This is a genomic window from Marinomonas shanghaiensis (assembly GCF_003259175.1).
Taxonomy (GTDB): domain Bacteria; phylum Pseudomonadota; class Gammaproteobacteria; order Pseudomonadales; family Marinomonadaceae; genus Marinomonas; species Marinomonas shanghaiensis.
On the sequence record NZ_QGOK01000006.1, the window covers coordinates 168,335 to 190,853 of the forward strand.

Below are 22,519 nucleotides of genomic sequence, written 5' to 3' on the forward strand. Positions count from 1 at the left end.
AGCACTTTATTAAATTCAGATGATGGTCGAGTGACAAATGGCAATATGATAGGCTATGGCAAATTGCGGTAGCCTATTTTTTTGGAGTGTTAAAAATGACTGATTTATTGCCATCTGTTCTTGTTGAAACACACGATCAGCCTGATGCGGCGATTATCTGGTTGCATGGTCTTGGGTCGGATGGTCATGATTTTGAGTCTTTGGTTCCTGCCTTATCTTTGTTGCCCACTTTAAAAGCACGTTTTGTTTTCCCTCATGCGCCTCGTCGACCTGTTACAGTCAACGGAGGGATGATGATGCGAGCTTGGTACGATATCTATGAAATGAGCTTAGAGCGAAAAGTGGATATGGCCAATATTGCAGAGTCTCGCTCTCAAATAGAGCAGCTTATACAGGATCAAATAGATCAAGGTATTGCGCCAAATCGAATCGTTTTGGCGGGTTTTTCGCAAGGTGGCGTTATCGCTTATCAAACCGCCCTTCAATCTCAGCATGTTTTGGCTGGTGTTTTGGCATTGTCTACTTACTTGGTAAAGGGGGATGAGGTAGTGGAGGCGAGTATCAGTCCAAATGGCCTGACTCCTATTATGATTCATCATGGTTTGCAAGATCCAGTGGTCGCTCCTGTTTTAGCGGTTCAAGCAAGAGACTGCCTTGTGTCCAAAGGGTATGCTGTTTCCTACCAGACGTATGACATGCCCCATTCAGTTTGCCCTGAGCAAGTACAAGATATCTCTCATTGGCTAAATACTGTATTGGCTTAGTGCCATAAGTAAGAAATATTAGGAGTTGCTTGTGTCCAATAACCATACCGAATGGCTAGAGTTTGCGAAAAATATTGCGCTAAAAGCGGGCGCTATGATGGTTGACGCGCGAAAAAATTCGAATGTCGTACGTGATTATAAAATGGATCATGAGTTGGTGACTTCGACGGATATCGCAGTCGATCAGTTTATTTGTGGTCAGATTCGTGAGCATTACCCTGAGCATTCTATTCTCTCGGAGGAGTCGTCTCCTCATATGGACTTGAATGCCATTGCTGAAGAGGTACCTGTGTGGGTGATTGATCCCATTGATGGTACGGTGAATTTTGCGCATGGGCATCATCATGTGGCTGTTTCCATTGGTCTTTATGTGGGTAATGAACGTATTTTGGGTGTCGTCAATGCGCCATTTTTAGAGGAATGTTTTTGGGCTTTAAAAGGCTCGGGGGCTTTTTGTAATGGACAGTCTTTGTCGGTTTCAGGTGGACAGCAATTACGCAAGGCGTTAGTGGCCACAGGGTTTCCTTATCAAAAAACAGCCTTGCTTCCGATTATTGAGCGCGTATCACGCATTCTGCACCATTGTCAGGATGTTCGACGCAATGGTTCGGCTGCACTGGATTTGTGTTGGGTTGCGGCAGGGCGCTTGGATGCTTACTTTGAAAGTGTGAAGCCTTGGGATATGGCGGCGGGTGTCTTGATAGCAGAAGAGGCTGGGGCCACTGTGGGGCATTATTTGCCAGCAACCTCGGCTTGGCCAGAGGTGGTTAACGGTGAGGGGTTGATGGTATCGACGCCTGATTTGTTTGAAGAGCTTCTCATTTTGATAGGTTGAGAAAAGTGAGCCAAGAGGTTGGCTGATTATGCTTACGGGGACGCGATGACAATAGTCAGAAATATGCCCTCATGTTGTGATGGTTTTGACTTTTGTTTGATTACTATTTATTGATTGGATTGATTATGTCTTTTACTGCTTTTTTGATTATGTTGTTGTGTGCATTGGTTGTCATTGTGGCTTCACTTTGGTTTATTCGACATCAGCTGCAATTAAATAAAATTCGCGAGGAGAAGGTAAAGGCAGGGGAAGCTCGTTTCCTAGAAGAACGTCAAAAGAGAATCGACAGCATTAGGGTGTTGCTCAGTGTGGCTGGCACGGATGAGGTGAATTGGATTGAAGCCAGTATTCGGATAAAACATTTATTGGACCAGTTAAGTGAGGATTTATCGGAACACGAGGCTATTTCCGCTTTTTATATTGTGGCTGAAAAAACGCAGCATATTCCAACTCACGAGCAATGGGGTAACTTGCCTAAATCTGCGAAGATGAAATTCCGACTTGAAATGGACGGATATGAAACTGAATACGCCGAGCATTTGTTGCGAGCGAAAACATCCCTCATGGCTTATGATTTCAAATAATGTGGGTTCAGCTACTGTTTTCAATCGTTTTCTTGTTTTTGTTGCTGCTTGTATTAGTGTTGTTTTTTATTCGTCATCAATCGAAAGTACCTTATTATAGATTAACTCATGAGCAGTGCCTGGCTTTGCTTAAAAGAGCAATACAAGGTACTTTGCCTGAATATGAGTGGCACGCTTTTATTGGCATGACGGTCAGAGACGATGATGCGCTTGATGAGCTAAGAGAGCAGTGTTTGTTGATCGATGAGTTTGGAATAAAAGGAACACAACTGATAAATGGTCAGCGTTGTGTGTCTTTTAACAAACGAGGGTTGTCGCAGCTGGAGTTGTTATTGGATGAGTGGCAGCATAAGGCACACTATTTAGTATGAGGTCCTTGGCACGGTTGTCGTGAAAAAGGGTTTAATTTCAAAAATGGAAGAGCATAAGGTTAAGCATTATGAATGAATTAGAGGCGTTATTTGAACAGGGATCTGAGTGGATGCCTTGGTTGGTAGATACGGCAATTAATCTATCAATTGGTCTTGTGGTGTTTTTTGTGGGCAAATTTGTGGCCGCTAAAGTGTCTCATTGGTGTGAGAATCGTTTGCTTAAAGCCTCTGTTGACCAGGCTGTGGCGGGGTTTGCATCAAGCATTTTATACGCCTTAATGTTCGCAGGTGTGGCTCTGATGGCGTTGGGGCAAATTGGCGTTGAAACCACCTCTTTTATTGCCATTCTTGGTGCGGCCGGTTTAGCGGTTGGCTTGGCTTTACAAGGCTCTTTGTCTAACTTTGCTTCAGGTGTGCTCATTATTTTATTGCGTCCGTTCCGTTCCGGTGATTTTATTGATGCTGGCGGTCAAATGGGAACAGTAAATCGTATAGAGTTGTTTCATACTTACCTTAAAACACCCGATAATCGCGTTATTATTATGCCTAATTCGTCGATCATGGATGGTTCAATTGTAAACTTTTCACGGGAAGCGACTCGTCGTCTCGATCTTGTTATTGGCATCAGTTACGACGCTGATATCCGTTTAGCAAAGCAGATTATGGAAGACATCGTTAATGCCGACGAGCGTATCCTGAAAGATCCTAAATGCTTGATCGCCGTGTCTGAGTTGGCCGATAGTTCAGTGAACTTTTTCCTTCGCCCTTGGGTCGCTTCCGGGGATTATTGGGCTGTTCGAGCGGACCTGCTGGAGAAAATCAAATATACTTTTGATGAGCGTGGTGTTGGCATTCCATACCCACAAATGGATGTTCATGTTCATAAGCAAGAATCTTAAGTTTTTATAGCGTTACTTTCTGAGCGCTATAACGTACGCAATGCCGCCAAGTAACCGCTGGCGGCATTTTTGTTTCTACTGCTGTTTTTTATTAATTAATAAGGCTGCAAATAATGAGTCGATATCGTCCCCCTTCACCGCCAAAATCCGCTTATATTACTCAAGAAGGAGCTCAGGCTCTGCTTGCTGAACTGAAATATTTATGGAAAGAAAAGCGTCCTGCTGTGACTGAAACGGTTCGCGAAGCGGCCGCACAAGGTGATCGTTCTGAAAATGCGGAATACATCTATGGCAAAAAGCAGCTGCGTGAAATTGATCGTAGGGTACGTTATCTTGAAAAGCGTTTAGACGTTTGTACGGTTGTGGATCGTTTTCCTAGCGATCAGGAACGTGTGTTTTTTGGTGCTTGGGTGACACTGGAAGATGAAGCGGGAAACATGAAAGAGTATCGAATTGTAGGACCAGATGAGCTGGACCATAACCCAAACTATATTAGTATTGATTCTCCGGTGGCTAGAGCTTTGCTTAAAAAACAAGAAGGGGATGAAGTGGTTATTCGTCTTGCCGGTGGAGAGAAAACCTATCTTATTGATACTGTTGAGTATCGACAAGTAACCGCATGACTATTTATTACGGCATGGCGCAGTGGCAACATCCAGCTTGGGTGAATTGGCTTTATCCCGCTTCTTTACCGACAGGGGAGAGAATTGGCCGATATTCTCAAGTGTTTTCAACGGTTGAAGTAGGCAGCACTTTTTATACTAAAGTCGATGATGCTCAGTTATTGCGTTGGTATGAGTCTGTTGCGGATGACTTTACATTTAGCTTCAAAGCGCCTCAAACGGTGACTCATCGATTGTTAGAGCGTCCTTGGCGCGATGTGCAACAAGATTGGCTTGATTTTATGCGCTCTTTACAGCCTTTGCAGAGTAAGCTTGGGCCCACTATGCTGCAGTTTCCAGCGGTATGTGATGAGCGCGCGTTAGACACTATTTTGGCGTTGTGTGATATGTGGAGCTTGCCTACGCCCTTGTCTGTAGAGGTGCGTAATCTTGCTTATTTTGATAAAAGCCAAACGGAGCCGCGTTTTTTAGCCAGCTTGTCCAATCGTCATGTAAATCGTGTGGTGATGGACTCGAGGCCAATTTTTTCAACGCCGGCGTATTGTGAAAGTCTGGTTGATGCGCAGAAGAAAAAGCCAAGAGTGCCTTGTCATCCTATCGCTACGGCAAATCATCCTGTCGTACGCTTTATTGGTCATCCGGATTTACCGCGAAATAATGTTTGGCTAGATCAGTGGGCGGTTAAGTTGTCACAATGGGTATCTGCTGGGTTGACGCCCAGTGTGTTTGTGCATTCTTCGGATAATATTGCGGCGCCTACTCTGGCGGCACAATTAGACGCAAAGGTTCGTGCGTTAGTGCCTGGTTATCAAGGGGGCTTGGTTTTGCCACAAAGTCAGGAGCAAGCGAGTCTTTGGTAGTATTTTTGATCATCATGGAGTAAGTAGCAGTATGTGTTGGTATTTTATGTGCCTGAATCTCATTTAGAGCTCGTTAAGCAGGCCGTCTTTTTGGCTGGCGCTGGTTCAATGGGGGACTATGATTCTTGTTGCTGGCAAGTGAAGGGGCGAGGTCAGTTTAGGCCGCTTAAAGGTGCAACGCCTTTTCTTGGAAAGATAAACGAAATGGAGTGTGTTGAAGAATATCGTGTGGAAATGGTATTGAAAGAGGACGTCAAGGCGAATGTGCAAAACGCTTTATTGTCTGCACATCCTTATGAAGAAGTGGCTTATCATTTTATTTCGACACAGTATTGAAATGAATACTGTCTTCGTGAAAACCATAATGACCGCTTTTATGGTCTTCTATGAAAAATTCAAGCGTTTTACTAACGCTGCTAAAAGCTAGCTCATCCCACGGTATATCATGTAGTTCAAACAATGCCACCTCAGAGCTTTCTTCCGTGACGTGGAAATCGGCTTTCTCTAACTCTGCGATATAAAAAAGATGAACCTGATTGATTCTTGGAATGCTAATCATGCTAAACGCTTGTTTGCATATGGCTTTTGAGCCGCTTTCTTCCAGTGTTTCTCGCAGCGCACCTTCACTGGTGGTCTCTTGGTTTTCCATAAAACCAGCAGGCAGTGTCCAAAAACCTAGGCGTGGCTCAATGTTTCTTCGGCACAATAAAACCTTGCCCTGATAGAGGGGGATCGTGCCGGTAATGAGCCTTGGGTTATCGTAGTCGATATACTCGCAACTTGGGCATACCGCACGTAGCCTATTGTCCCCAGTAGGGATGGTCATATTTACAGCGTGACCGCATTGCGGGCAGTATCTCATTGAACTTTCCTTAACGCTTTAATTGAAGTTTGGCGTATTTGACCACTTTGTCTTCGATTTCCTGGATTTCAATCATGTAATGCCCAACCCATAAACTAATTGGGTGCTCTGGAATGAACTCCAAGGTCTCAATGATTAGACCATTTAACGTTTTTGGACCATTGGTGGGCAAATGCCAATTAAGAGTTTTGTTGATTTCTCGAATATGGGTTGAACCCTCTATTCTGAAAGAGCCATCATCGAGAGTCTGTATCTCTTCTTCTTCGTCCTGAGTCGGTGGCGTAAACTCTCCCACAATTTCTTCAAGCACGTCTTCTAGGGCGGCAATACCTTGCACATCTCCATATTCATCCACCACGATGCCCATTTGTTGGTGATCTTTCTGAAAATTGAGCAATACCGTGTTCAATGACGTACTTTCTGGGATGAAATAAGGCTCAACTGTTGCTTTTAATAAAGCGGCTTTAGAGGGGGTTGGATCACGCAGAAACATGGCTGCATGTCGTGCGTGCAGTATGCCGATGATTTTGTTTATTTCACCATTGTAGACAGGCATACGGGTGTGTCTGCTCTGACAAATTTGTTCGATAATTTCTTCTATCGTGTCTTCAAGGTCTATGCCGACGACTTCGTTTTTAGGAATCATGATGTCTTCAACAGACACTTTTTCTAGATCTAAAATAGACAAAAGCATTTCTTGGTGAGCAGCGGGTATTAAGCCGCTTGCCTCGTTTACGACGGTTCTTAATTCTTCAGAGTCTAACGTGTCATGGTTTTTTTGAGAGGCATTGACACCAATCATCCGTAAAAGACCGTTAGATAGCGTATTTACAACAAAGACAAGTGGATACAGTGCCTTTAATAAAACAGACAGTACCCATGAAGCGGGAAACGCAATCTTTTCAGGGTGTATGGCGGCCAGGGTTTTGGGTGTGACCTCTGCAAAAATCAAGATCACCATGGTGAGTGCGCCTGTTGCTATGGCGACACCCGCATCTCCCCAAAGGCGAACAGCAATAATGGTGGCGATGGCGGAAGACAAGATGTTTACAAAGTTATTGCCAATTAATATAACGCCAATGAGTCTATCCGGACGTTCTAGCAAGGAGCTTACTTTCATTGCCGAGCGATTCTTACTCTTCACAAGATGCTTCAGTCGATATTTGTTTAACGACAGCATCCCTGTTTCAGAGCTTGAAAAGAAAGCGGACAGTATGATTAGACAGAAAAGTGTTCCACCAAGAACACTTAAGGGGATATCGTTCAAAAAGGGATCGCCTCAGTTATGTAGATAACAGGATTATTCGTATTTAGGATCTTAGTGTCAAACGACTTTGTGCCTTTGTTTATCAAGGCAATAAAATCTGCAGAACTATTTGGCTACCAAAATAGCCAAGCATCAGCAGGAAAAAGCCGCTCAAAGTGAGTTTTACCGCCAATTGACCGCGCCACCCGGCGATGTATCTTCCTAGTAATAGTCCAGCAAACACAAACCAAGAAGCAATGGTGAAAAAAGTTTTGTGGACAAGGTGTTGAGCAAACATGTCTTCAATAAAGTAAAAGCCTGTCAAAATCGTAACCGTGAGGAAGATGAAAGCGGCCCAAATGAATTCAAACATCAAGCGCTCTAATACTTGTAGTGGTGGTACTCTCAGTAGTTGCTTTAGCTTGTGGTGCTTTAATTGATACTCTTGTATTGAAAGTAATATTCCCACACCGCATGCTGTGGTAAATAAGCTATAAGCGACGGATGCGATCAGGATGTGGGCACTTGTTCCCCAAGAGTTACTGTGTAAGGGTGTTAAATTCCAAGGTTCGATGGCATTTAAGGCAATAATGACAGAGCCTAGAGGAAAAGCAGTCCCAAGTAGTAAGGACAAATCTTTGTCGCGATTGCTGAACCACAGTAAGCTGTTTCCGATTAATGCAATCAACAGCCCAATGGTTAAAAAATTAAAACCGTCTCTACTGAGCAGCAATTGGGTGAGTGAAAAAGTGTGCATTGCAATGGCAAGCGCCCCAATATACTGAGTGGAGCGATTTCTTGGACGTAAATAGTACGCTGTGCCAGCAACTAAACAAGCGATACAAGCAAGCCAAAGCGATAATTGAGTCATGAAACTAAAGGTTCCGCAGGGTAAAGGTATAGGGTGATAATCATTTATCCGTTATAATAGAGACAATTTCACCTTGGATAAACTGAAACCGTAGGTTTTTTCCATTTAGAGCCAAAATTTGAGGGCAAATATGTTCGACAATTTATCGAATCGCTTAACTTCCTCGCTTGATCGTATTCGAGGTCGAGCAAAATTAACTGAAGACAACATACAAGAAGTGTTGCGCGAAGTGCGTATGGCACTGCTTGAGGCTGACGTTGCTTTGCCTGTCGTAAAAGATTTTATTGCTGCGGTTAAAGCGCGTGCGATAGGGACGGAAGTTTCAAAAAGTCTGAGTCCTGGTCAAGTCTTCCTGAAAATTGTTAAGCAGGAGCTTGAGAGTGTCATGGGGCAGGCTAATGATGGCCTTAACCTTCGGGTGGCACGTCCTGCTATTATTTTGTTGGCGGGTTTGCAAGGGGCGGGTAAAACCACGTCTGCGGCAAAATTAGCAAAATACTTAAAAGAGCGTGAGAAAAAGTCAGTTTCGGTAGTCAGTGCGGATATCTATCGTCCAGCCGCTATCAAGCAGCTTGAAACGCTAGCGGGTGAAGTGGGTGTTGACTTCATTCCAAGTGACTTATCACAAAAGCCTATTGATATCGTTAACCATGCTATTGATTATGCCAAAAAAGCGCATAAAGATGTTTTGATTATCGATACTGCTGGTCGTCTTGCTATAGATGAAGACATGATGGCAGAAATTAAGGCCTTGCATGCGGCAGTAAACCCTATAGAAACCCTGTTCGTCGTAGATGCGATGACGGGGCAAGATGCGGCGAATACAGCCAAAGCTTTTGGTGATGTATTACCGCTTACTGGTGTGATCCTGACTAAGACTGACGGTGACGCGCGTGGTGGTGCGGCCTTATCCGTTCGTCATATCACGGGTAAACCGATCAAGTTTTTGGGTGTGGGGGAAAAAACCGATGCGTTAGAGCCTTTCCATCCTGATCGTTTAGCGTCTCGTATCCTTGGTATGGGGGATATGCTTTCCTTAATAGAGGAAGCAGAGCAAAAAATCGATAAAGAGAAAGCAGAGAAGCTTGCTGGTAAGCTGAAAAAAGGCAAAGGCTTTGATTTAGAAGATTTCAAAGAGCAGCTTCAGCAAATGAAAAACATGGGCGGCATGAGCTCTATGTTGGATAAACTGCCAGGTATGGGGCAGTTAGGTAATATCCAAGACAAGGTGAATGATAAGATGTTCGTTCAAATGGAGGCGCTTATTAACTCTATGACGCCAGCCGAGCGACGCAACCCTGATGTTATTAATGGTTCTCGTAAGAAACGTATTTCAACAGGGGCAGGATTGCAAATCCAAGATTTGAATCGTTTGCTGAAGCAGCATAAGCAGATGCAAAAGATGATGAAAAAGTTTAGTGCTAAGGGCGGCATGCAAAAAATGATGCGCGGATTAGGCGGAATGATGCCTGGCGGCGGTGGTTTTCCTAAATAACGAGCGTTATTTGGTTGTTTTTATTGAGGGTTGTTAAAAAACTTTCAATTAAAGTGTTGGGGCGAGTAAATCGCCCTTTTGTTTTTCTAGTTTATCGACTAGAATATGCCGCCTTCTTGTAGTATGAGTCAAAAATTCGACTCGGCAAGAGGTGTTTCGTTAAGCAATAAGGAACCAATCATATGGTAACTATTCGTCTTTCTCGTGGTGGCTCTAAAAAGCGCCCATTCTATCATTTGAACGTGGCTGATAGCCGTCGTGCTCGTGATGGTCGTTATATCGAGCGTTTGGGTTTCTTTAACCCTGTTGCTCGTGGTCAAGAAGAACGTTTACGCATCGATCTAGATCGCGTAAATCATTGGGTTAGCCAAGGCGCTCAACTTTCTGATCGTGCAGCTCAGCTTGTTAAAGAAGCTGGTAAAAACGCTTAATACTGAGGTAGTGCTATGTCTGAATTAAAACAAGCGGCCGCTCCAGAGCAAGCCCTTGTGGTTGGACGCATTACATCAGTTTATGGTGTTAAAGGGTGGGTGAAGTTATATTCGCACACCGATCCAATGCAAGGGATCTTTGATTACAAGCATTGGTGGTTGAAAACCCCTAGTGGGTGGAAGACCGTAGAATTAAGCCAAGGTCGCTTGCAAGGGCGAGGTTTGGTGGCATCAGTAAAAGGTTATAACGACAGAGATCAAGTAAAAGATATCTGCGGTATGGACGTTTATATCGATGCGGCAGAACTACCAGAATTGGAAGAAGGTGATTATTACTGGAGCCAACTGGAAGGACTGAGGGTTATTACCAAAGAGGGTGTCCTCTTAGGGAAGATTTCTCAACTTATGGAAACGGGTGCGAATGATGTGATTGTTGTCCGCGCGTGTGAAGGTAGCTTTGATCGTGAAGAGCGATTGATTCCTTATGCCCCAGGAACTTATGTTTTAAACATTGATTTAGAGCAGCAGGAAATGGTGGTTGATTGGGATCCAGAATTTTAAACCGATAAGCTGAGGTCACAACGTGAAGGTTAGCGTTATATCGCTCTTTCCGGAAATGTTTCAGGCCATTACCCAGTATGGAGTAACAGGCAGAGCCATTAAGTCTGGGTTGGTTGAGGTGGATTTTTTTAATCCCCGCGATTTTACACACGACAGACATAAGACTGTTGATGATCGTCCTTATGGTGGTGGTCCAGGGATGCTGATGAAAGTTCAGCCTCTCAAAGATGCGATTGCGAGTGCCAGATTATCGGTGCCCAATGCAAAAGTTATTTATCTATCCCCTCAGGGGCGTACGCTAACGCAAGAAGGCGTGCAACAACTTGCTAAACAAGCAGAATTTATTCTGGTAGCAGGTCGTTATGAAGGCGTTGATGAGCGTTTGATTCAGTCTGAGATTGATGAAGAATGGTCCATTGGCGACTTTGTCCTAAGTGGTGGTGAGTTGCCGGCAATGGTACTCATGGATGCTGTATTTCGTATGGTGCCAGGAGTATTGGGAAAGCAAGCGTCTGCGGATGAAGATTCATTCTCTGATGGTTTGTTGGATTGTCCGCATTATACTCGTCCAGAAGTGCTAAATGGTGAACCTGTGCCATCGGTGCTGCTTAGTGGCAACCACGAGGAGATTAGACGCTGGCGTTTAAAGCAAAAGCTCGGAAGAACTTTTGAGCGCCGGCCAGACCTTCTGCAGAACCTTGAGTTGGACAAGGAACAGCAGTTGCTGTTAGAAGAGTTTATTCGCGAAACTGAAGATTCAACCTCGGCAGAGTAGGAATTGCGAGCTTATCAGAAAGAAGAACCTTCATGCTGATAAGAAACCATATCATTAGGAGTCACATCCATGAGTAATAAAACTAAACTGATTCAGCAGTTAGAAGCTGAACAAATGACAAAAGAAGTCCCAGCCTTCGGTCCTGGCGACACTATTGTTGTTCAAGTTAAAGTTAAAGAAGGTTCACGCGAGCGTCTACAGGCCTATGAAGGCATTGTAATCTCTAAGCGTAACCGTGGTCTTAACTCAGCATTTACCGTTCGTAAAATTTCTAGCGGTGTTGGTGTTGAGCGTGCTTTCCAAACGTACAGCCCTTTGGTTGAAAGCATCGAAGTTAAACGCCGCGGTGACGTGCGTCAAGCTAAGATCTACTACCTACGCGAGCGTTCTGGTAAATCTGCACGTATCAAAGAAAAATTGGCTAAGCGTTAATTTTTCTTATTTAAAAAAGGCGACGCGAGTCGCCTTTTTTTATGGAACTAACCTACCTAGCTATGGCCTAATAGAGACTATTTATCATGTCTTTGAGGTTCTCCATGACGAAGTCTTTTCGTACTTCTTTTCTCGTTACTGCAATGAGTGTGTTTTTGTTGTCGTTATCAAACTCCCTGTTTGCAGATCAATCGTCCGTTTTATCATCCGTTCAGGCCGCTTTACCTCAATATGAGGTTGAAAGTGCTGAGTTGCATCAGGAAGCAGGGTTGTACGTTGTTGTTTTAAAAAATGGCCCGACTTTACATGTCACGCAAGACGGAAAATATTTTGTCGCCGGGGATTTGTACCGTATAGACAATACCAAACTTGAAAACGTCACAGAAAAAGCAAAATTAACCAAGATTGAGGCACTTCCAGAGTCTCAAATGATTGTTTATAAGGCTAAGAATGAGAAAGCACATATTACTGTTTTCACTGATGTCGATTGTGGTTATTGTCGAATGCTTCACAAAGAAGTACCAAAGTTAAATGAGGCTGGGGTAACGGTTCGCTACTTAGCGTATCCAAGAGCTGGGATCGGCTCGGAAGCTTATCGTAAAATGGTGAGTATTTGGTGTTCGGCAGACCCGAAAGAGTGGCTAACTCAGGTTAAGTTAGGGACAGAAATTCCTGAAAACAAATGTGTTAACCCGGTTGCGGATCAGTATAAACTAGGTAATGAAGTGGGAGTGCGAGGTACGCCGAGTATTGTGTTAGATAATGGCTCATTCCTACCAGGGTATTTACCAGCGGCCGAGTTGGTTAAAGAGCTTGGGTTATAGTCTTATCGCAAAATATTTCACTAAACATGAGTGTTCTTCAGCTGTTTCTACGTTGGGTTTGAAAATTACAGGCGTTATAATAAATCAGTTTGTCACTTAAGCAGGCACAAACACCTTTTTTTGCGTCAACTAAGTGTCCTATAAAAATTAAATTATCTCTGTGGGGTATTGTTTTGAAACCGGTAAAAGTCGGAATTTGTGGGCTGGGGACAGTAGGATCCGGTAGTTTTAATATTTTGCGTAATAATGCAGAAGAAATTACTCGTCGTGTTGGTCGTAGTATTGTGATCGAGCAAGTTGGTGCGCGTCGTGATAATGACTCGTGCGATACGACTGGAGTAAACGTTACCCGTGATATTTTCGACGTGGTCAATAACCCAGAGATCGATATTGTTTTAGAGTTGATTGGTGGTACCTCTGTTGCGAAAGAGCTGGTTCTGACCGCTATTGCTAATGGCAAGCATGTCGTAACAGCCAACAAAGCACTTATCGCAGAGCATGGTAACGAGATTTTTGCGAAAGCCCAAGAAAAGGGCGTTATTGTCGCGTTTGAAGCCGCTGTCGCCGGTGGTATCCCGATTATTAAAACGCTGCGCGAAGGCTTGTCTGCTAATCGAATTGAATGGTTAGCAGGTATTATCAATGGCACAGGCAATTTCATCTTAACTGAGATGAGTGAAAAAAATCGAAATTTCGGTGAAGTGTTAGCAGAAGCACAAGCACTGGGTTACGCAGAAGCAGACCCTACCTTCGACATTGAAGGAATAGATGCGGCGCATAAATTGACAATTTTGGCCTCCATTGCCTTTGGTATTCCCTTACAGTTTGAGAAAACTTACACGGAAGGTATCAGTCGGATTACATCGGAGGACATAGAGTTTGCTCATCAGTTGGGCTACGCGATTAAGCACCTTGGCATTGCGCGTCGTACTAAGGCTGGTATTGAGCTGCGTGTTCATCCTACCCTGATTTCTCGTAAACAATTGCTTGCTAATGTGAATGGCGTGATGAATGCCATTATGGTTCAAGGTGATGTTGTTGGCCCGACTTTGACTTATGGTGCGGGTGCGGGTGCATTACCGACAGGCTCTTCTGTCATTGCTGATGTGATTGATGTGGCTCGCGCTTTAACGGCAGACCCTACTAATCGAGTGCCTCATTTAGCGTTCCAAGCAGACTCGTTGTCTAGTATGCAAATTTTATCTGTAGAAGAAATTGAATGTGGTTTCTTCTTGAATATGACGATTAAAGACCGTGCGGGTGTGTTGGCGAATATCACCCAAATTTTGTCAATGAATGACATCAGTATAGAGTCTCTTATTCAACGCGAACGTGAAGGCAGTGAGCTAGTGCCTTTGGTGGTGATGACGCATGATGTCAAAGAGCGCAATATGAATGCGGCAATTGCAGCGATTGAAGCCTTGCCAGATGTCGCGGGGACTGTGCAACGAATCCGTGTTGAAAACTTGGCGTAAGAGAGAGCAACTATGAAATACATTTCGACTCGTGGAAAAGCGCCAGCGCTTTCTTTTGGTGATGTCTTATTGGCTGGTTTGGCGAATGACGGTGGCTTGTATGTGCCAGAAACTTTGCCTCATTACAGTAAAGAAGAGATCGCTTCTTGGGCGAAGCTAAGCTACCAAGAGCTTGCCTTTAAGGTGATGTGGCCTTTTGTGGAAGGTGATATTCCGGCGGATGCTTTTAAAACCATGATCAATGATGCTTACGCAGGTTTTAACCACAGCGCCATTGCACCCATGGTTCAAGTGGGTAATAACGAATGGATTCTGGAATTATTCCGTGGTCCAACTTTAGCGTTTAAAGACTTTGCTTTACAGTTACTTGGTCGTCTGATGGATTATGTTCTGTCTGAGCGTAAAGAAAAGCTGGTTATCCTAGGCGCCACATCTGGTGACACTGGTTCGGCCGCGATTGAAGGTTGCCGTCATTCAGAGCATCTGAATATTTTTATCTTGCACCCTTACCAGCGTGTTTCAGAAGTACAACGTCGTCAGATGACCACGGTGATTGACGATAATGTATTTAATATCGCTGTAAAAGGTAACTTTGATGATTGTCAAAGTATGGTGAAATCCAGCTTTGCCGATCAGTCTTTCTTGAAGGGCGCTAAATTAGGGGCGGTTAACTCAATTAACTGGGCCCGTATCATGGCTCAGATCGTTTACTACTTCTCTTCTGCCTTGGCTGTGGGCGCGCCGCATCGTAAAGTGTCTTTTTCTGTACCGACGGGGAACTTTGGCGATATCTTTGCGGGTTATTTGGCGAAGAAAATGGGTTTGCCCATTGATCAGTTGGTGGTTGCAACCAACCAAAACGACATTTTGCATCGTGTGATTGCTGAAAATGACATGAGTCGCCAGTCTTTAAATGTCACCTTGTCTCCAAGTATGGATATCATGGTGTCTAGTAACTTTGAGCGTTTGTTGTTTGATGCTCATGTTCGTGATGGCGCGGCAATTGATGATTTGATGGCGCGTTTTAATAAAGGCGATGTGTCGTTAAACGATCAAGCTTGGTCTTTTGTAAAAGCGAATTTTGACAGTTACAAAGTCGATGACCAGAAAACCTGCGAAGTGATTGCCGATGTGTTTGCTAAGACACAATACCTGCTTGATCCGCATACCGCGATTGGTCTTGAAGCGGCTCGTCATTGCTGGAAAGATCAGTCTGTCCCTATGATTACTTTAGCGACGGCTCATCCAGTGAAATTTCCAGAAGCGGTTGAAAAAGCGGGTTGCGAAACACCAATGTTGCCTGAGCACATGAAAGATCTTTTCGAGCGAGAAGAATCTTATGCCGTGCTAGATAATAGCTTGAGCGATGTTCAGGCCTTTGTTGCGGAAAAAATCTAGTTATAGACAGTAAATTGTCTATAATCTATTTAGATGAAAAACGGCCAATCAAAGATTGGCCGTTTCTTTTTGTTTTGCTTTCACTTTCTCTTTTTGTGCCTTTCCTATGAATATTATTTTACTTGATTCTAACAATACTCTTGCCGACGGTTTCTATGGGCTGACTGAGCGCCAACAAACCCATATATCAACGGTGATCAAAGCGAAACAAGGTGATGTGCTGCGTGTTGGCATACTAAATGGAAAAATAGGAGAAGGTATATATGAGCCACCAAGCCAAGATCGAGCGGGTTATATTCATTCATTAAACGTATTTTTATTGCCGCCAGAGCCTTTGCCAATGGTATTGGTGATGGCTTTACCAAGGCCCAATATGTTGAAGCGAACTTTACAAAATGTGACCGCGATGGGAGTGAAGGATTTATATCTTATCCATTCGGCAAAAGTGGAAAAAAGTTACTGGCAAAGCCCTGTCTTGCAAACGGAATCGATTCAGCAGTGTTTAATAGAAGGTCTTGAGCAAGCGAAAGATACTGTGATGCCAAATTGGTCTCTGATTCCTAGGTTTAGACCGTTTGTTGAAGATCAACTCCCTAGTATTTTAAAAGGGAAGATTGGTTTGTTAGCGCATCCCTATCTGGCTAAGCGATGTCCTGTCGATATACAGCAACCCTCTGTATTGGCACTGGGACCGGAAGGGGGGTGGAATGAATTTGAAGTGAGCAAATGGCATGAAGCAGGAATGGAATCGGTTCATCTAGGCGATAGGATTCTAAAAGTTGAAACCGTGGTCCCAGTTTTATTATCACGCTTGTATCCGGCTTAAAAATCAAATGTTGTTATTTGTAAAGCAAAGATATTATTAGGGGAGCTATTGAATACTTTGGTGTAGGATTGGGGGCATATGAGCCATATACGACTTAGAGCCGCTGGGTCGGAGAGTATGCATGACGAACAAATTAGATGAATTGAAAGCTGAAAATACGCTTAAAAATAAAGCCAAACCTTCTTGGCTGACTTTTTTCTACGTAGGGACAACTGACGATATTTTTTCCGAAGATATTCGTCGAGTATTTATTATTAATTTGTTCGCCTCAGTGGGTGTTCTTTTTACCCTTCCTTTAGGTATTGTTGCCCTCTACGAAAGAAAGCCTATTTTGGGCAGTTTCTTATTATTGATAGCCTTATTGTATACGGTTAATCATCTGTATTTGCGTCGTACTCATAATCACGCCTTATCGGGTAATTTTGTTATTTATCCTCTGTACATTTTGATGATTTACCTTGTCTATACCGGTGGGGTAAAGGGAACTGGGCATGTTTGGATTTATTGCGTTCCCGCTGTTGCTTTGTTTTTGCATGGAATGAAAAAAGGCTTAATAGAGCTGGTTTTTTTTACACTGGCTCTCATTATTACCATGTTTTTCACTAATAGCCACTTTGATGATTTTGGTTATGACCCTAGTTTAAAATCCAGAATTCTGTTTTCGTTTATCGTGGTGGTTTTTCTGTCTGGGATATACGAATACTCCATGTCTCGTTTTAATCAGGAATTGAAAGAAACCTCGGCTAAGTTAAAACTCGTAGCCTATCGAGATCCTGTGACGGAACTATTGAATCGAAGAGGCATGCTGCAGCGTTTGGAGGCGAGTTCTTACTCTAGTTTTCATTTACTTCTGGCTGATGTCGACTTTTTTAAGCGAATCAACGACGAATATGGTCATGATGTTGGGGATTACGCACTGGTTGAGTTGGCGAATCTTATTCAAACATCGCTTCCTGAAAAAGGTCTCGCGTCTCGTTGGGGGGGAGAGGAATTCTTAATCGCTGTTTGTGATTGCAGTGAACAGGAGGCTTATACATTGGCTGAATTGATTCGACATAAAATAGAAGAGCATGAGTTTGTTTATTCGGATCATAAATTTCGTATGACTCTTAGTTTTGGTATTGCCACTATGAATGAGTCGACGACATTACGCGAGGCGATTACGCTGGCCGATGGACGTTTGTACCATGCAAAACGTGCAGGGCGTAATCAAACCCGGAGAAATTAATCTCTCTATGAGGGGGGGCCTGCAAGAACGGCTTTGTTAAAAAGCCCTTATGAAGAGCATAAGGGCTTTGGAATTTAATTGCGTTATTTTGTTAGTGCGGGTTTAGAACCAATCACACCGTAATAGGCGATGTAGACGTAGCAAATGATAGGCAGAATAAATGAAATTTGTAGGCCTATCGAGTCTGCAATCAATCCTTGCAAGACTGGCAATATGGCACCACCAACGATGGCAAGGCAAAGCAAGCCGGAACCACGACTGGTTTGTGGACCAAGGTCTTTCAAAGCAAGGCTAAAGATGGTCGGGAACATAATAGAGTTGAAGAGACCAACTAATAAGATAGACCACATAGCAATATGGCCATCGTTTAATATGGCGCTGGTAATTAGTGCAATTGCCGCTAGGGCGTTAAAGGATAGTAGTGTCCCCGCAGAGATACGCTGCATTAGGGCGGCACCAATAAAGCGTCCCACCATGGCTCCTCCCCAATAATAAGCCACGTAATGCGCCGCCTCCATTTCTGCAAGTCCTGCAATATTGTCGAGTCCGAAGAAATTCACCAACAGACTGCCAATGGCCACTTCTGCACCGACGTACATAAAGATAGCAAGAGTGCCTAAAACAAGATGACGGTGCTTGAGAATACTGGCACTGGGTGCTTCCGTAGTATCTTCTTCTATATTTGACGGTGTCGGAAGGTGGATTTTGGTGAAAATAGCGGCCAAAAGCACCAGCAAAATAGCCAAACCAATATAAGGAATGATCACGCTTTCTGCTTCTTGAGCTTTTGTTTCATATTGACCTGCGACTGTAAACAAAAGAGCGCCACCAACGATAGGCGCGACGGTTGTTCCCAATGCATTAAAAGCTTGAGAGAGTGTTAAGCGGCTTGATGCGGTTTCTGTCGGTCCCATCACAGTGACTAGAGGGTTTGCTGCGACCTGAAGGATGGTTATTCCTGCTGCCAAAATAAATAATGCGGCCAAGAATATACTGTACTCTTGTGCTTTTGCTGCTGCGATAAAAAGCAGACAGCCAGCAGCGGCAATCATCAGACCTATGCCTATACCTCGCTGGAAACCGACTTTTTTCACTAGGTTACCGGCTGGGATAGAGACGATAAAGTAAGCGCCGAAAAAGCACATTTGGATCATCATAGCTTGTGTGTAGTTAAGATCGAATACCCCTTTTAAATGAGGGATCAAAATATCATTGAGTGACGTAATAAACCCCCACATAAAAAACAATGATGTTAAGGCGATCAAAGCAAACCGTTGGTTTGACTGTGGCTTATTCGTTGCGGTTGAATGGTTTTTCATATTTTTTCCGATCAGTTCAAACGAGTGAGACGTAATTTTTATCTTTGGAATATTTATTCAAGTCAAAAAAGTGCCGCATCATAGCACTGAACATCTTAACTTTCTGGTCAGCTATTGGTGTGAAAGATGATAGTCTAGAATATTCCTTTTTTGCCTTGGTTTTGTAAGAAAGTCTCTCTTTTCTATTGCTAATGTAACAAAGCTTAAAGTTTTATCTGTTTGATTTTTATACGGTTTATTTTTATCGGATTGACTGTTTCGTGAAGCATGTCTCTTTTTGTATCTTATTCTAGGCAGGTGCGAGTCACACGTCAGGGATCATTTTCGTGTTATTCTTGGGTTATCTGCTAATTCCTATTTTGAGATTGATATGCGTATTGAACGCCGAACTGTCCCTGCGAAACCACATGACTTCCCTTCCACCATGTCTGCGACCTTGCAGCGTGTCTTTTTGTCCCGTGATGTGGTGTCCGTTACTCAGCTAGACTATCGTTTACCACACCTGCTAAGACCGGATGCTTTATTTGACTTAACGAATGCGGCAAAAATACTGGCCGATGCCATCGTTGCTGGGCAAAAGATTTTGATTGTTGGTGACTTTGATGCGGATGGGGCAACCAGTACCAGTTTAGGAATATTGGCGTTAGAAGCGATGGGCGCTATTGCACCTGAGTATTTGGTGCCAAACCGGTTTGAGTTTGGTTATGGACTGACGCCTGAGATAGTGGAAGTGGCTCAAGCACGGTCACCGGATGTGTTAGTGACTGTCGATAACGGCATTGCCAGTATCGAAGGTGTACAGGTGGCAAAAAATTACGGCATGAAAGTGGTGGTGACGGATCACCATTTGCCTGGCGATGCCTTGCCAAACGCTGATGCCATAGTCAATCCCAACCATCCCAACTGTGGTTTTCCAAGTAAAAACCTAGCTGGGGTGGGGGTGATTTTTTATGTTATGTCGGCACTAAGGGCCGAGCTAAACCGCCGCAATTGGTTTAATGAGCAGCATATTCCAGAGCCAAAAATGGCCGATTATTTGGATTTGGTTGCATTGGGGACCGTGGCAGATGTGGTGCCTTTAGATGCCAACAATCGTATTTTGGTTCAGCAAGGCATCAAGCGGATTCAGGCAGGGTTGGCGCGTCCAGGGATTCTTGCCTTATTAGAAGTGGGGCGTCGTGATTATACCCAGTTAAAAGCATCAGACTTAGGTTTTGTGGTTGGGCCAAGACTGAACGCCGCAGGTCGTCTTGATGATATGTCGATCGGTATTGAATGCTTGCTGGCGGTTCATCCGCATCAAGCGCGTGATTATGCACAGCAGTTAGATCAGTTCAATCGGGAGCGCAAAGCGATTGAGTCTGATATGAAAGAACAGGCCGAGTTAGTGCTGGTGTCTTTGTTAGATGAAGAGCAAGAGATGCCCAATGGGATGTGCTTTTATGATGCGGACTGGCATCAAGGTGTGATTGGTATTTTAGCGTCGCGAATGAAAGACAAATGCCATCGTCCTGTTATCGCGTTTGCACGAGTGGGTGAAGATGAGTTAAAAGGTTCCGCCCGTTCCATCCCCGGAGTTCATATTCGCGATGCGTTGGATTTATTAGCCAAACGTTATCCTCAACTGTTAAGCAAGTTTGGTGGTCATGCAATGGCCGCGGGCATGTCCATTAAAGAGTCTCATTATGAAGCTTTTTGTTTAGCGTTTGATGCCATTATTACAGAGTGGGTAACGCCTGCACAATTAGAGGCGACATTGTTCACCGATGGACCGCTGGCACCGGAAGATTTTAGTCTGAGTTTTGCAGAACAAGTTCGTTTATCTGGGCCGTGGGGACAGATGTTCCCCGAGCCGTGTTTTGATGGTGTGTTTGATATTTTGCAGCAGCGTATTGTGGGTGAAAAACATTTAAAACTCATGGTGCGTGAACCAAACAGCGGACTTTTGTTGGACGCAATCAGCTTTTTTGTCGATTTAGATCAGTGGCCCAATGATAAGGCGACGCAGGCACGTTTGGTTTATAAGTTGGATGTGAATGAATTTCGTGGTCAGCGTAATCTACAGTTGTTGGTAGACTATTTAGAGCCCGCTTAAAAGAAAAGAGGGGATTCTTCCTTTTGCTTAACAAATTGGTGTTGGCACTGCGTATCAAGGCAAAAGTTGAGGTATAATGCGCCTCCCTCATACATCACTGTTTTATTTACTGGAGCTCCTTCATGACTGCACTGGTTCTTGACGGCAAACTTTGCGCCAAAGAAACTGAAAACCGCCTACAGGCTCAAGTGACCGAGCTTAAAGAGCGCACCGGTTGCACCCCTATACTAGCGACTATATTGGTGGGCGCTGATCCCGCCTCTGCCACTTACGTGAAAATGAAAGGCAATGCTTGTCGCCGCGTTGGTATGGATTCTATGGCCATTGAGTTACCTGAAACCACCACCACTGAACAGCTACTAGAAAAGATCAATGAGTTAAATAACAACCCAGATGTGCATGGCATTTTGTTACAACATCCAGTACCTGAGCAAATTGATGAGCGCCTATGCTTTGACGCGATTGCGGCACATAAAGACGTTGATGGCGTAACTTGCCTTGGCTTTGGTCGCATGGCTATGCAAGAGCCAGCTTATGGTGCGGCAACGCCTGCGGGTATTATGCGTCTGCTTGAAGCCTACGATGTCAATCTAGAAGGCAAGCATGTTGTGGTGGTGGGTCGTAGCCCGATTCTAGGCAAGCCAATGGCGATGATGATGCTGAATGCCAATGCGACCGTGACGATTTGTCATTCGCGTACACAGAACTTGTCTGAGTTTGTTAAACAAGCTGACGTAATCGTTGGTGCAGTGGGCAAACCAGAATTTATCAAAGCTGAATGGATCAAAGATGGCGCTGTGGTGGTTGATGCTGGTTATCACCCAGGTGGTGTTGGCGATATCGAGCTTGGCCCTTTGACTGATCGTGTGGCGGCTTACACACCTGTTCCAGGTGGTGTTGGCCCAATGACCATTAATACTCTGATTCTCCAAACCGTGGCTTCTGGTCTTAAACAGCTGGGCTAATAGGCTTGAAAGCGTTCTACGATAGCCCCATATTGTTGAGATAATATCGCGATATGGGATAAAAAGCCGTGCCATTAGGCGCGGCTTCTTTTTTTAGACGTTAGCCTCTGTTTTTATAAGTTAACCCCTATTTTTTATAAATTGAACTGCAAAGGTTGGCACGTTATGTCCACAGAAATGTTAAAAGACGCATTAGATTTCGATTTAATCGCTGATGTTTTTGTCACAGAATCCATTACCGCTTCACCTGCAGAGTTGCATGGTCAACTTTGTGGTTATCTTGCTTCTGGCGTGACTTTACCTTTAGAAGATTGGTTGACCATGGTGGTGGAATTTTGTGATATTGAAGGCTGGAAAGAAGACGCTAGCCGAGCGGTGATTATTGAACTTTATACCGCAACACTGACCTTGCTGCAAAATGGCGAATTTGCGCTTGTGCCGAGTATTGCCGATGAGGATGCCGAGTTGTGTGAAAGAGGCGTCACCTTATCGCAATGGGCGCATGGCTTTTTAGCTGGTTACGGTTTGTCGGGGCAAAAAAAGGATTTGTCTGATGAAACCAAGCAAATCTTGCGTGATTTTGCCAATATCTCTGGCATGCAAGCGGAAATGCGTGCATTAGAAGAGAACAATGATAATGAAGCGGATCTTACCGAGTTGGTTGAGTACGTGAGATTGTCAGCGATGATGCTGTATACAGAGCATCATGATATCAACCCAGACGTTGATCACACGAAGCAGAATTCCTTGCATTAAATTGATGAAAACGATATTTCATCA

General features: G+C 44.0%; 25 protein-coding genes. 21 read left to right on the forward strand and 4 right to left on the reverse strand.

Going from position 1 to position 22,519, the window contains the following annotated elements; all coding sequences use genetic code 11:
- The first annotated feature begins 95 nt into the window (after nt 1–95).
- From DKT73_RS06620 to DKT73_RS06655, 8 genes are all read left to right on the forward strand, one after another.
- Complete coding sequence (locus tag DKT73_RS06620; protein WP_111637780.1) at nt 96–764, forward strand: alpha/beta hydrolase; 669 nt, start codon at nt 96–98, stop codon at nt 762–764.
- Nucleotides 765–795: 31 nt separating this feature from the next.
- A complete protein-coding gene (locus tag DKT73_RS06625) occupies nt 796–1,599 on the forward strand; it encodes an inositol monophosphatase family protein (protein ID WP_111637781.1) in 804 nt (267 codons plus the stop codon).
- 125 nt (nt 1,600–1,724) lie between these two features.
- Nucleotides 1,725–2,183, forward strand: a complete 459-nt coding sequence (locus DKT73_RS06630) for a DUF2489 domain-containing protein (protein ID WP_111637782.1) — start codon at nt 1,725–1,727, stop codon at nt 2,181–2,183.
- Entirely contained in the window at nt 2,183–2,554 is a 372-nt protein-coding gene (locus DKT73_RS06635; RefSeq protein ID WP_111637783.1) for a hypothetical protein, read from the forward strand. Before DKT73_RS06630 ends, DKT73_RS06635 begins: the two co-directional genes overlap by 1 nt.
- A gap of 68 nt (nt 2,555–2,622) precedes the next feature.
- On the forward strand, nt 2,623–3,453 hold the full coding sequence (locus DKT73_RS06640; RefSeq protein WP_111637784.1) for a mechanosensitive ion channel family protein: 831 nt from the start codon (nt 2,623–2,625) through the stop codon (nt 3,451–3,453).
- Nucleotides 3,454–3,566: 113 nt separating this feature from the next.
- Nucleotides 3,567–4,076, forward strand: a complete 510-nt coding sequence (gene greB, locus DKT73_RS06645) for a transcription elongation factor GreB (protein ID WP_111637785.1) — start codon at nt 3,567–3,569, stop codon at nt 4,074–4,076.
- The gene (locus DKT73_RS06650; protein ID WP_111637786.1) at nt 4,073–4,936 is read left to right on the forward strand and encodes a DUF72 domain-containing protein; all 864 of its coding nucleotides are present in this window, start codon (nt 4,073–4,075) and stop codon (nt 4,934–4,936) included. Before greB ends, DKT73_RS06650 begins: the two co-directional genes overlap by 4 nt.
- Before the next feature lie 48 nt (nt 4,937–4,984).
- Nucleotides 4,985–5,272, forward strand: coding sequence for a YqfO family protein (locus DKT73_RS06655; protein ID WP_232827802.1), 288 nt, complete (start codon nt 4,985–4,987; stop codon nt 5,270–5,272).
- On the opposite strand, the gene DKT73_RS06660 is transcribed toward DKT73_RS06655, so the two are convergent.
- From DKT73_RS06660 to DKT73_RS06670, 3 genes are all read right to left on the reverse strand, one after another.
- A complete protein-coding gene (locus DKT73_RS06660; protein WP_111637788.1) occupies nt 5,253–5,798 on the reverse strand; it encodes an NUDIX hydrolase in 546 nt (181 codons plus the stop codon). The two genes, DKT73_RS06655 and DKT73_RS06660, sit on opposite strands and share 20 nt — an antisense overlap.
- A gap of 10 nt (nt 5,799–5,808) precedes the next feature.
- Nucleotides 5,809–7,065: an HlyC/CorC family transporter gene (locus tag DKT73_RS06665; RefSeq protein ID WP_111637789.1), complete on the reverse strand. Its 1,257-nt coding sequence runs from the start codon at nt 7,063–7,065 to the stop codon at nt 5,809–5,811.
- An 82-nt stretch (nt 7,066–7,147) separates the two neighbouring features.
- Nucleotides 7,148–7,915, reverse strand: a complete 768-nt coding sequence (locus tag DKT73_RS06670) for a cytochrome C assembly family protein (protein ID WP_111637790.1) — start codon at nt 7,913–7,915, stop codon at nt 7,148–7,150.
- A gap of 130 nt (nt 7,916–8,045) precedes the next feature.
- On the opposite strand from DKT73_RS06670, the gene ffh reads away from it, so the two are divergent.
- The 10 genes from ffh (at nt 8,046) to DKT73_RS06720 (ending at nt 17,360) form a co-directional block, all read left to right on the forward strand.
- Nucleotides 8,046–9,410, forward strand: coding sequence for a signal recognition particle protein (ffh, locus tag DKT73_RS06675; RefSeq protein WP_111637791.1), 1,365 nt, complete (start codon nt 8,046–8,048; stop codon nt 9,408–9,410).
- Nucleotides 9,411–9,592: 182 nt separating this feature from the next.
- Nucleotides 9,593–9,841, forward strand: coding sequence for a 30S ribosomal protein S16 (gene rpsP, locus DKT73_RS06680; RefSeq protein ID WP_111637792.1), 249 nt, complete (start codon nt 9,593–9,595; stop codon nt 9,839–9,841).
- 15 nt (nt 9,842–9,856) lie between these two features.
- Entirely contained in the window at nt 9,857–10,402 is a 546-nt protein-coding gene (rimM, locus tag DKT73_RS06685; protein WP_111637793.1) for a ribosome maturation factor RimM, read from the forward strand.
- A gap of 22 nt (nt 10,403–10,424) precedes the next feature.
- The gene (gene trmD, locus DKT73_RS06690) at nt 10,425–11,177 is read left to right on the forward strand and encodes a tRNA (guanosine(37)-N1)-methyltransferase TrmD (protein WP_111637794.1); all 753 of its coding nucleotides are present in this window, start codon (nt 10,425–10,427) and stop codon (nt 11,175–11,177) included.
- Nucleotides 11,178–11,246: 69 nt separating this feature from the next.
- A complete protein-coding gene (gene rplS, locus DKT73_RS06695; protein ID WP_111608147.1) occupies nt 11,247–11,609 on the forward strand; it encodes a 50S ribosomal protein L19 in 363 nt (120 codons plus the stop codon).
- Nucleotides 11,610–11,713: 104 nt separating this feature from the next.
- Nucleotides 11,714–12,433, forward strand: a complete 720-nt coding sequence (locus DKT73_RS06700; RefSeq protein WP_232827803.1) for a thioredoxin fold domain-containing protein — start codon at nt 11,714–11,716, stop codon at nt 12,431–12,433.
- Nucleotides 12,434–12,606: 173 nt separating this feature from the next.
- Nucleotides 12,607–13,908: a homoserine dehydrogenase gene (locus tag DKT73_RS06705; RefSeq protein ID WP_111637838.1), complete on the forward strand. Its 1,302-nt coding sequence runs from the start codon at nt 12,607–12,609 to the stop codon at nt 13,906–13,908.
- A gap of 12 nt (nt 13,909–13,920) precedes the next feature.
- Nucleotides 13,921–15,306 carry a threonine synthase gene (thrC, locus tag DKT73_RS06710; RefSeq protein WP_111637795.1) on the forward strand — a complete coding sequence of 462 codons (1,386 nt, stop codon included), beginning with the start codon at nt 13,921–13,923 and terminating at the stop codon, nt 15,304–15,306.
- A gap of 106 nt (nt 15,307–15,412) precedes the next feature.
- On the forward strand, nt 15,413–16,132 hold the full coding sequence (locus tag DKT73_RS06715; RefSeq protein ID WP_111637796.1) for a 16S rRNA (uracil(1498)-N(3))-methyltransferase: 720 nt from the start codon (nt 15,413–15,415) through the stop codon (nt 16,130–16,132).
- Nucleotides 16,133–16,253: 121 nt separating this feature from the next.
- A complete protein-coding gene (locus DKT73_RS06720; protein WP_111637797.1) occupies nt 16,254–17,360 on the forward strand; it encodes a GGDEF domain-containing protein in 1,107 nt (368 codons plus the stop codon).
- 83 nt (nt 17,361–17,443) lie between these two features.
- On the opposite strand, the gene DKT73_RS06725 is transcribed toward DKT73_RS06720, so the two are convergent.
- Complete coding sequence (locus tag DKT73_RS06725) at nt 17,444–18,679, reverse strand: sugar MFS transporter (protein ID WP_111637798.1); 1,236 nt, start codon at nt 18,677–18,679, stop codon at nt 17,444–17,446.
- A gap of 370 nt (nt 18,680–19,049) precedes the next feature.
- Here DKT73_RS06725 and recJ point away from each other — a divergent pair, with 370 nt between their 5' ends.
- The 3 genes from recJ (at nt 19,050) to DKT73_RS06740 (ending at nt 22,495) form a co-directional block, all read left to right on the forward strand.
- On the forward strand, nt 19,050–20,774 hold the full coding sequence (recJ, locus tag DKT73_RS06730) for a single-stranded-DNA-specific exonuclease RecJ (RefSeq protein ID WP_111637799.1): 1,725 nt from the start codon (nt 19,050–19,052) through the stop codon (nt 20,772–20,774).
- Between the two features lie 122 nt (nt 20,775–20,896).
- The gene (folD, locus tag DKT73_RS06735) at nt 20,897–21,739 is read left to right on the forward strand and encodes a bifunctional methylenetetrahydrofolate dehydrogenase/methenyltetrahydrofolate cyclohydrolase FolD (RefSeq protein ID WP_111637800.1); all 843 of its coding nucleotides are present in this window, start codon (nt 20,897–20,899) and stop codon (nt 21,737–21,739) included.
- 165 nt (nt 21,740–21,904) lie between these two features.
- Nucleotides 21,905–22,495, forward strand: coding sequence for a UPF0149 family protein (locus tag DKT73_RS06740; protein ID WP_111637801.1), 591 nt, complete (start codon nt 21,905–21,907; stop codon nt 22,493–22,495).
- Nucleotides 22,496–22,519: the final 24 nt, after the last annotated feature.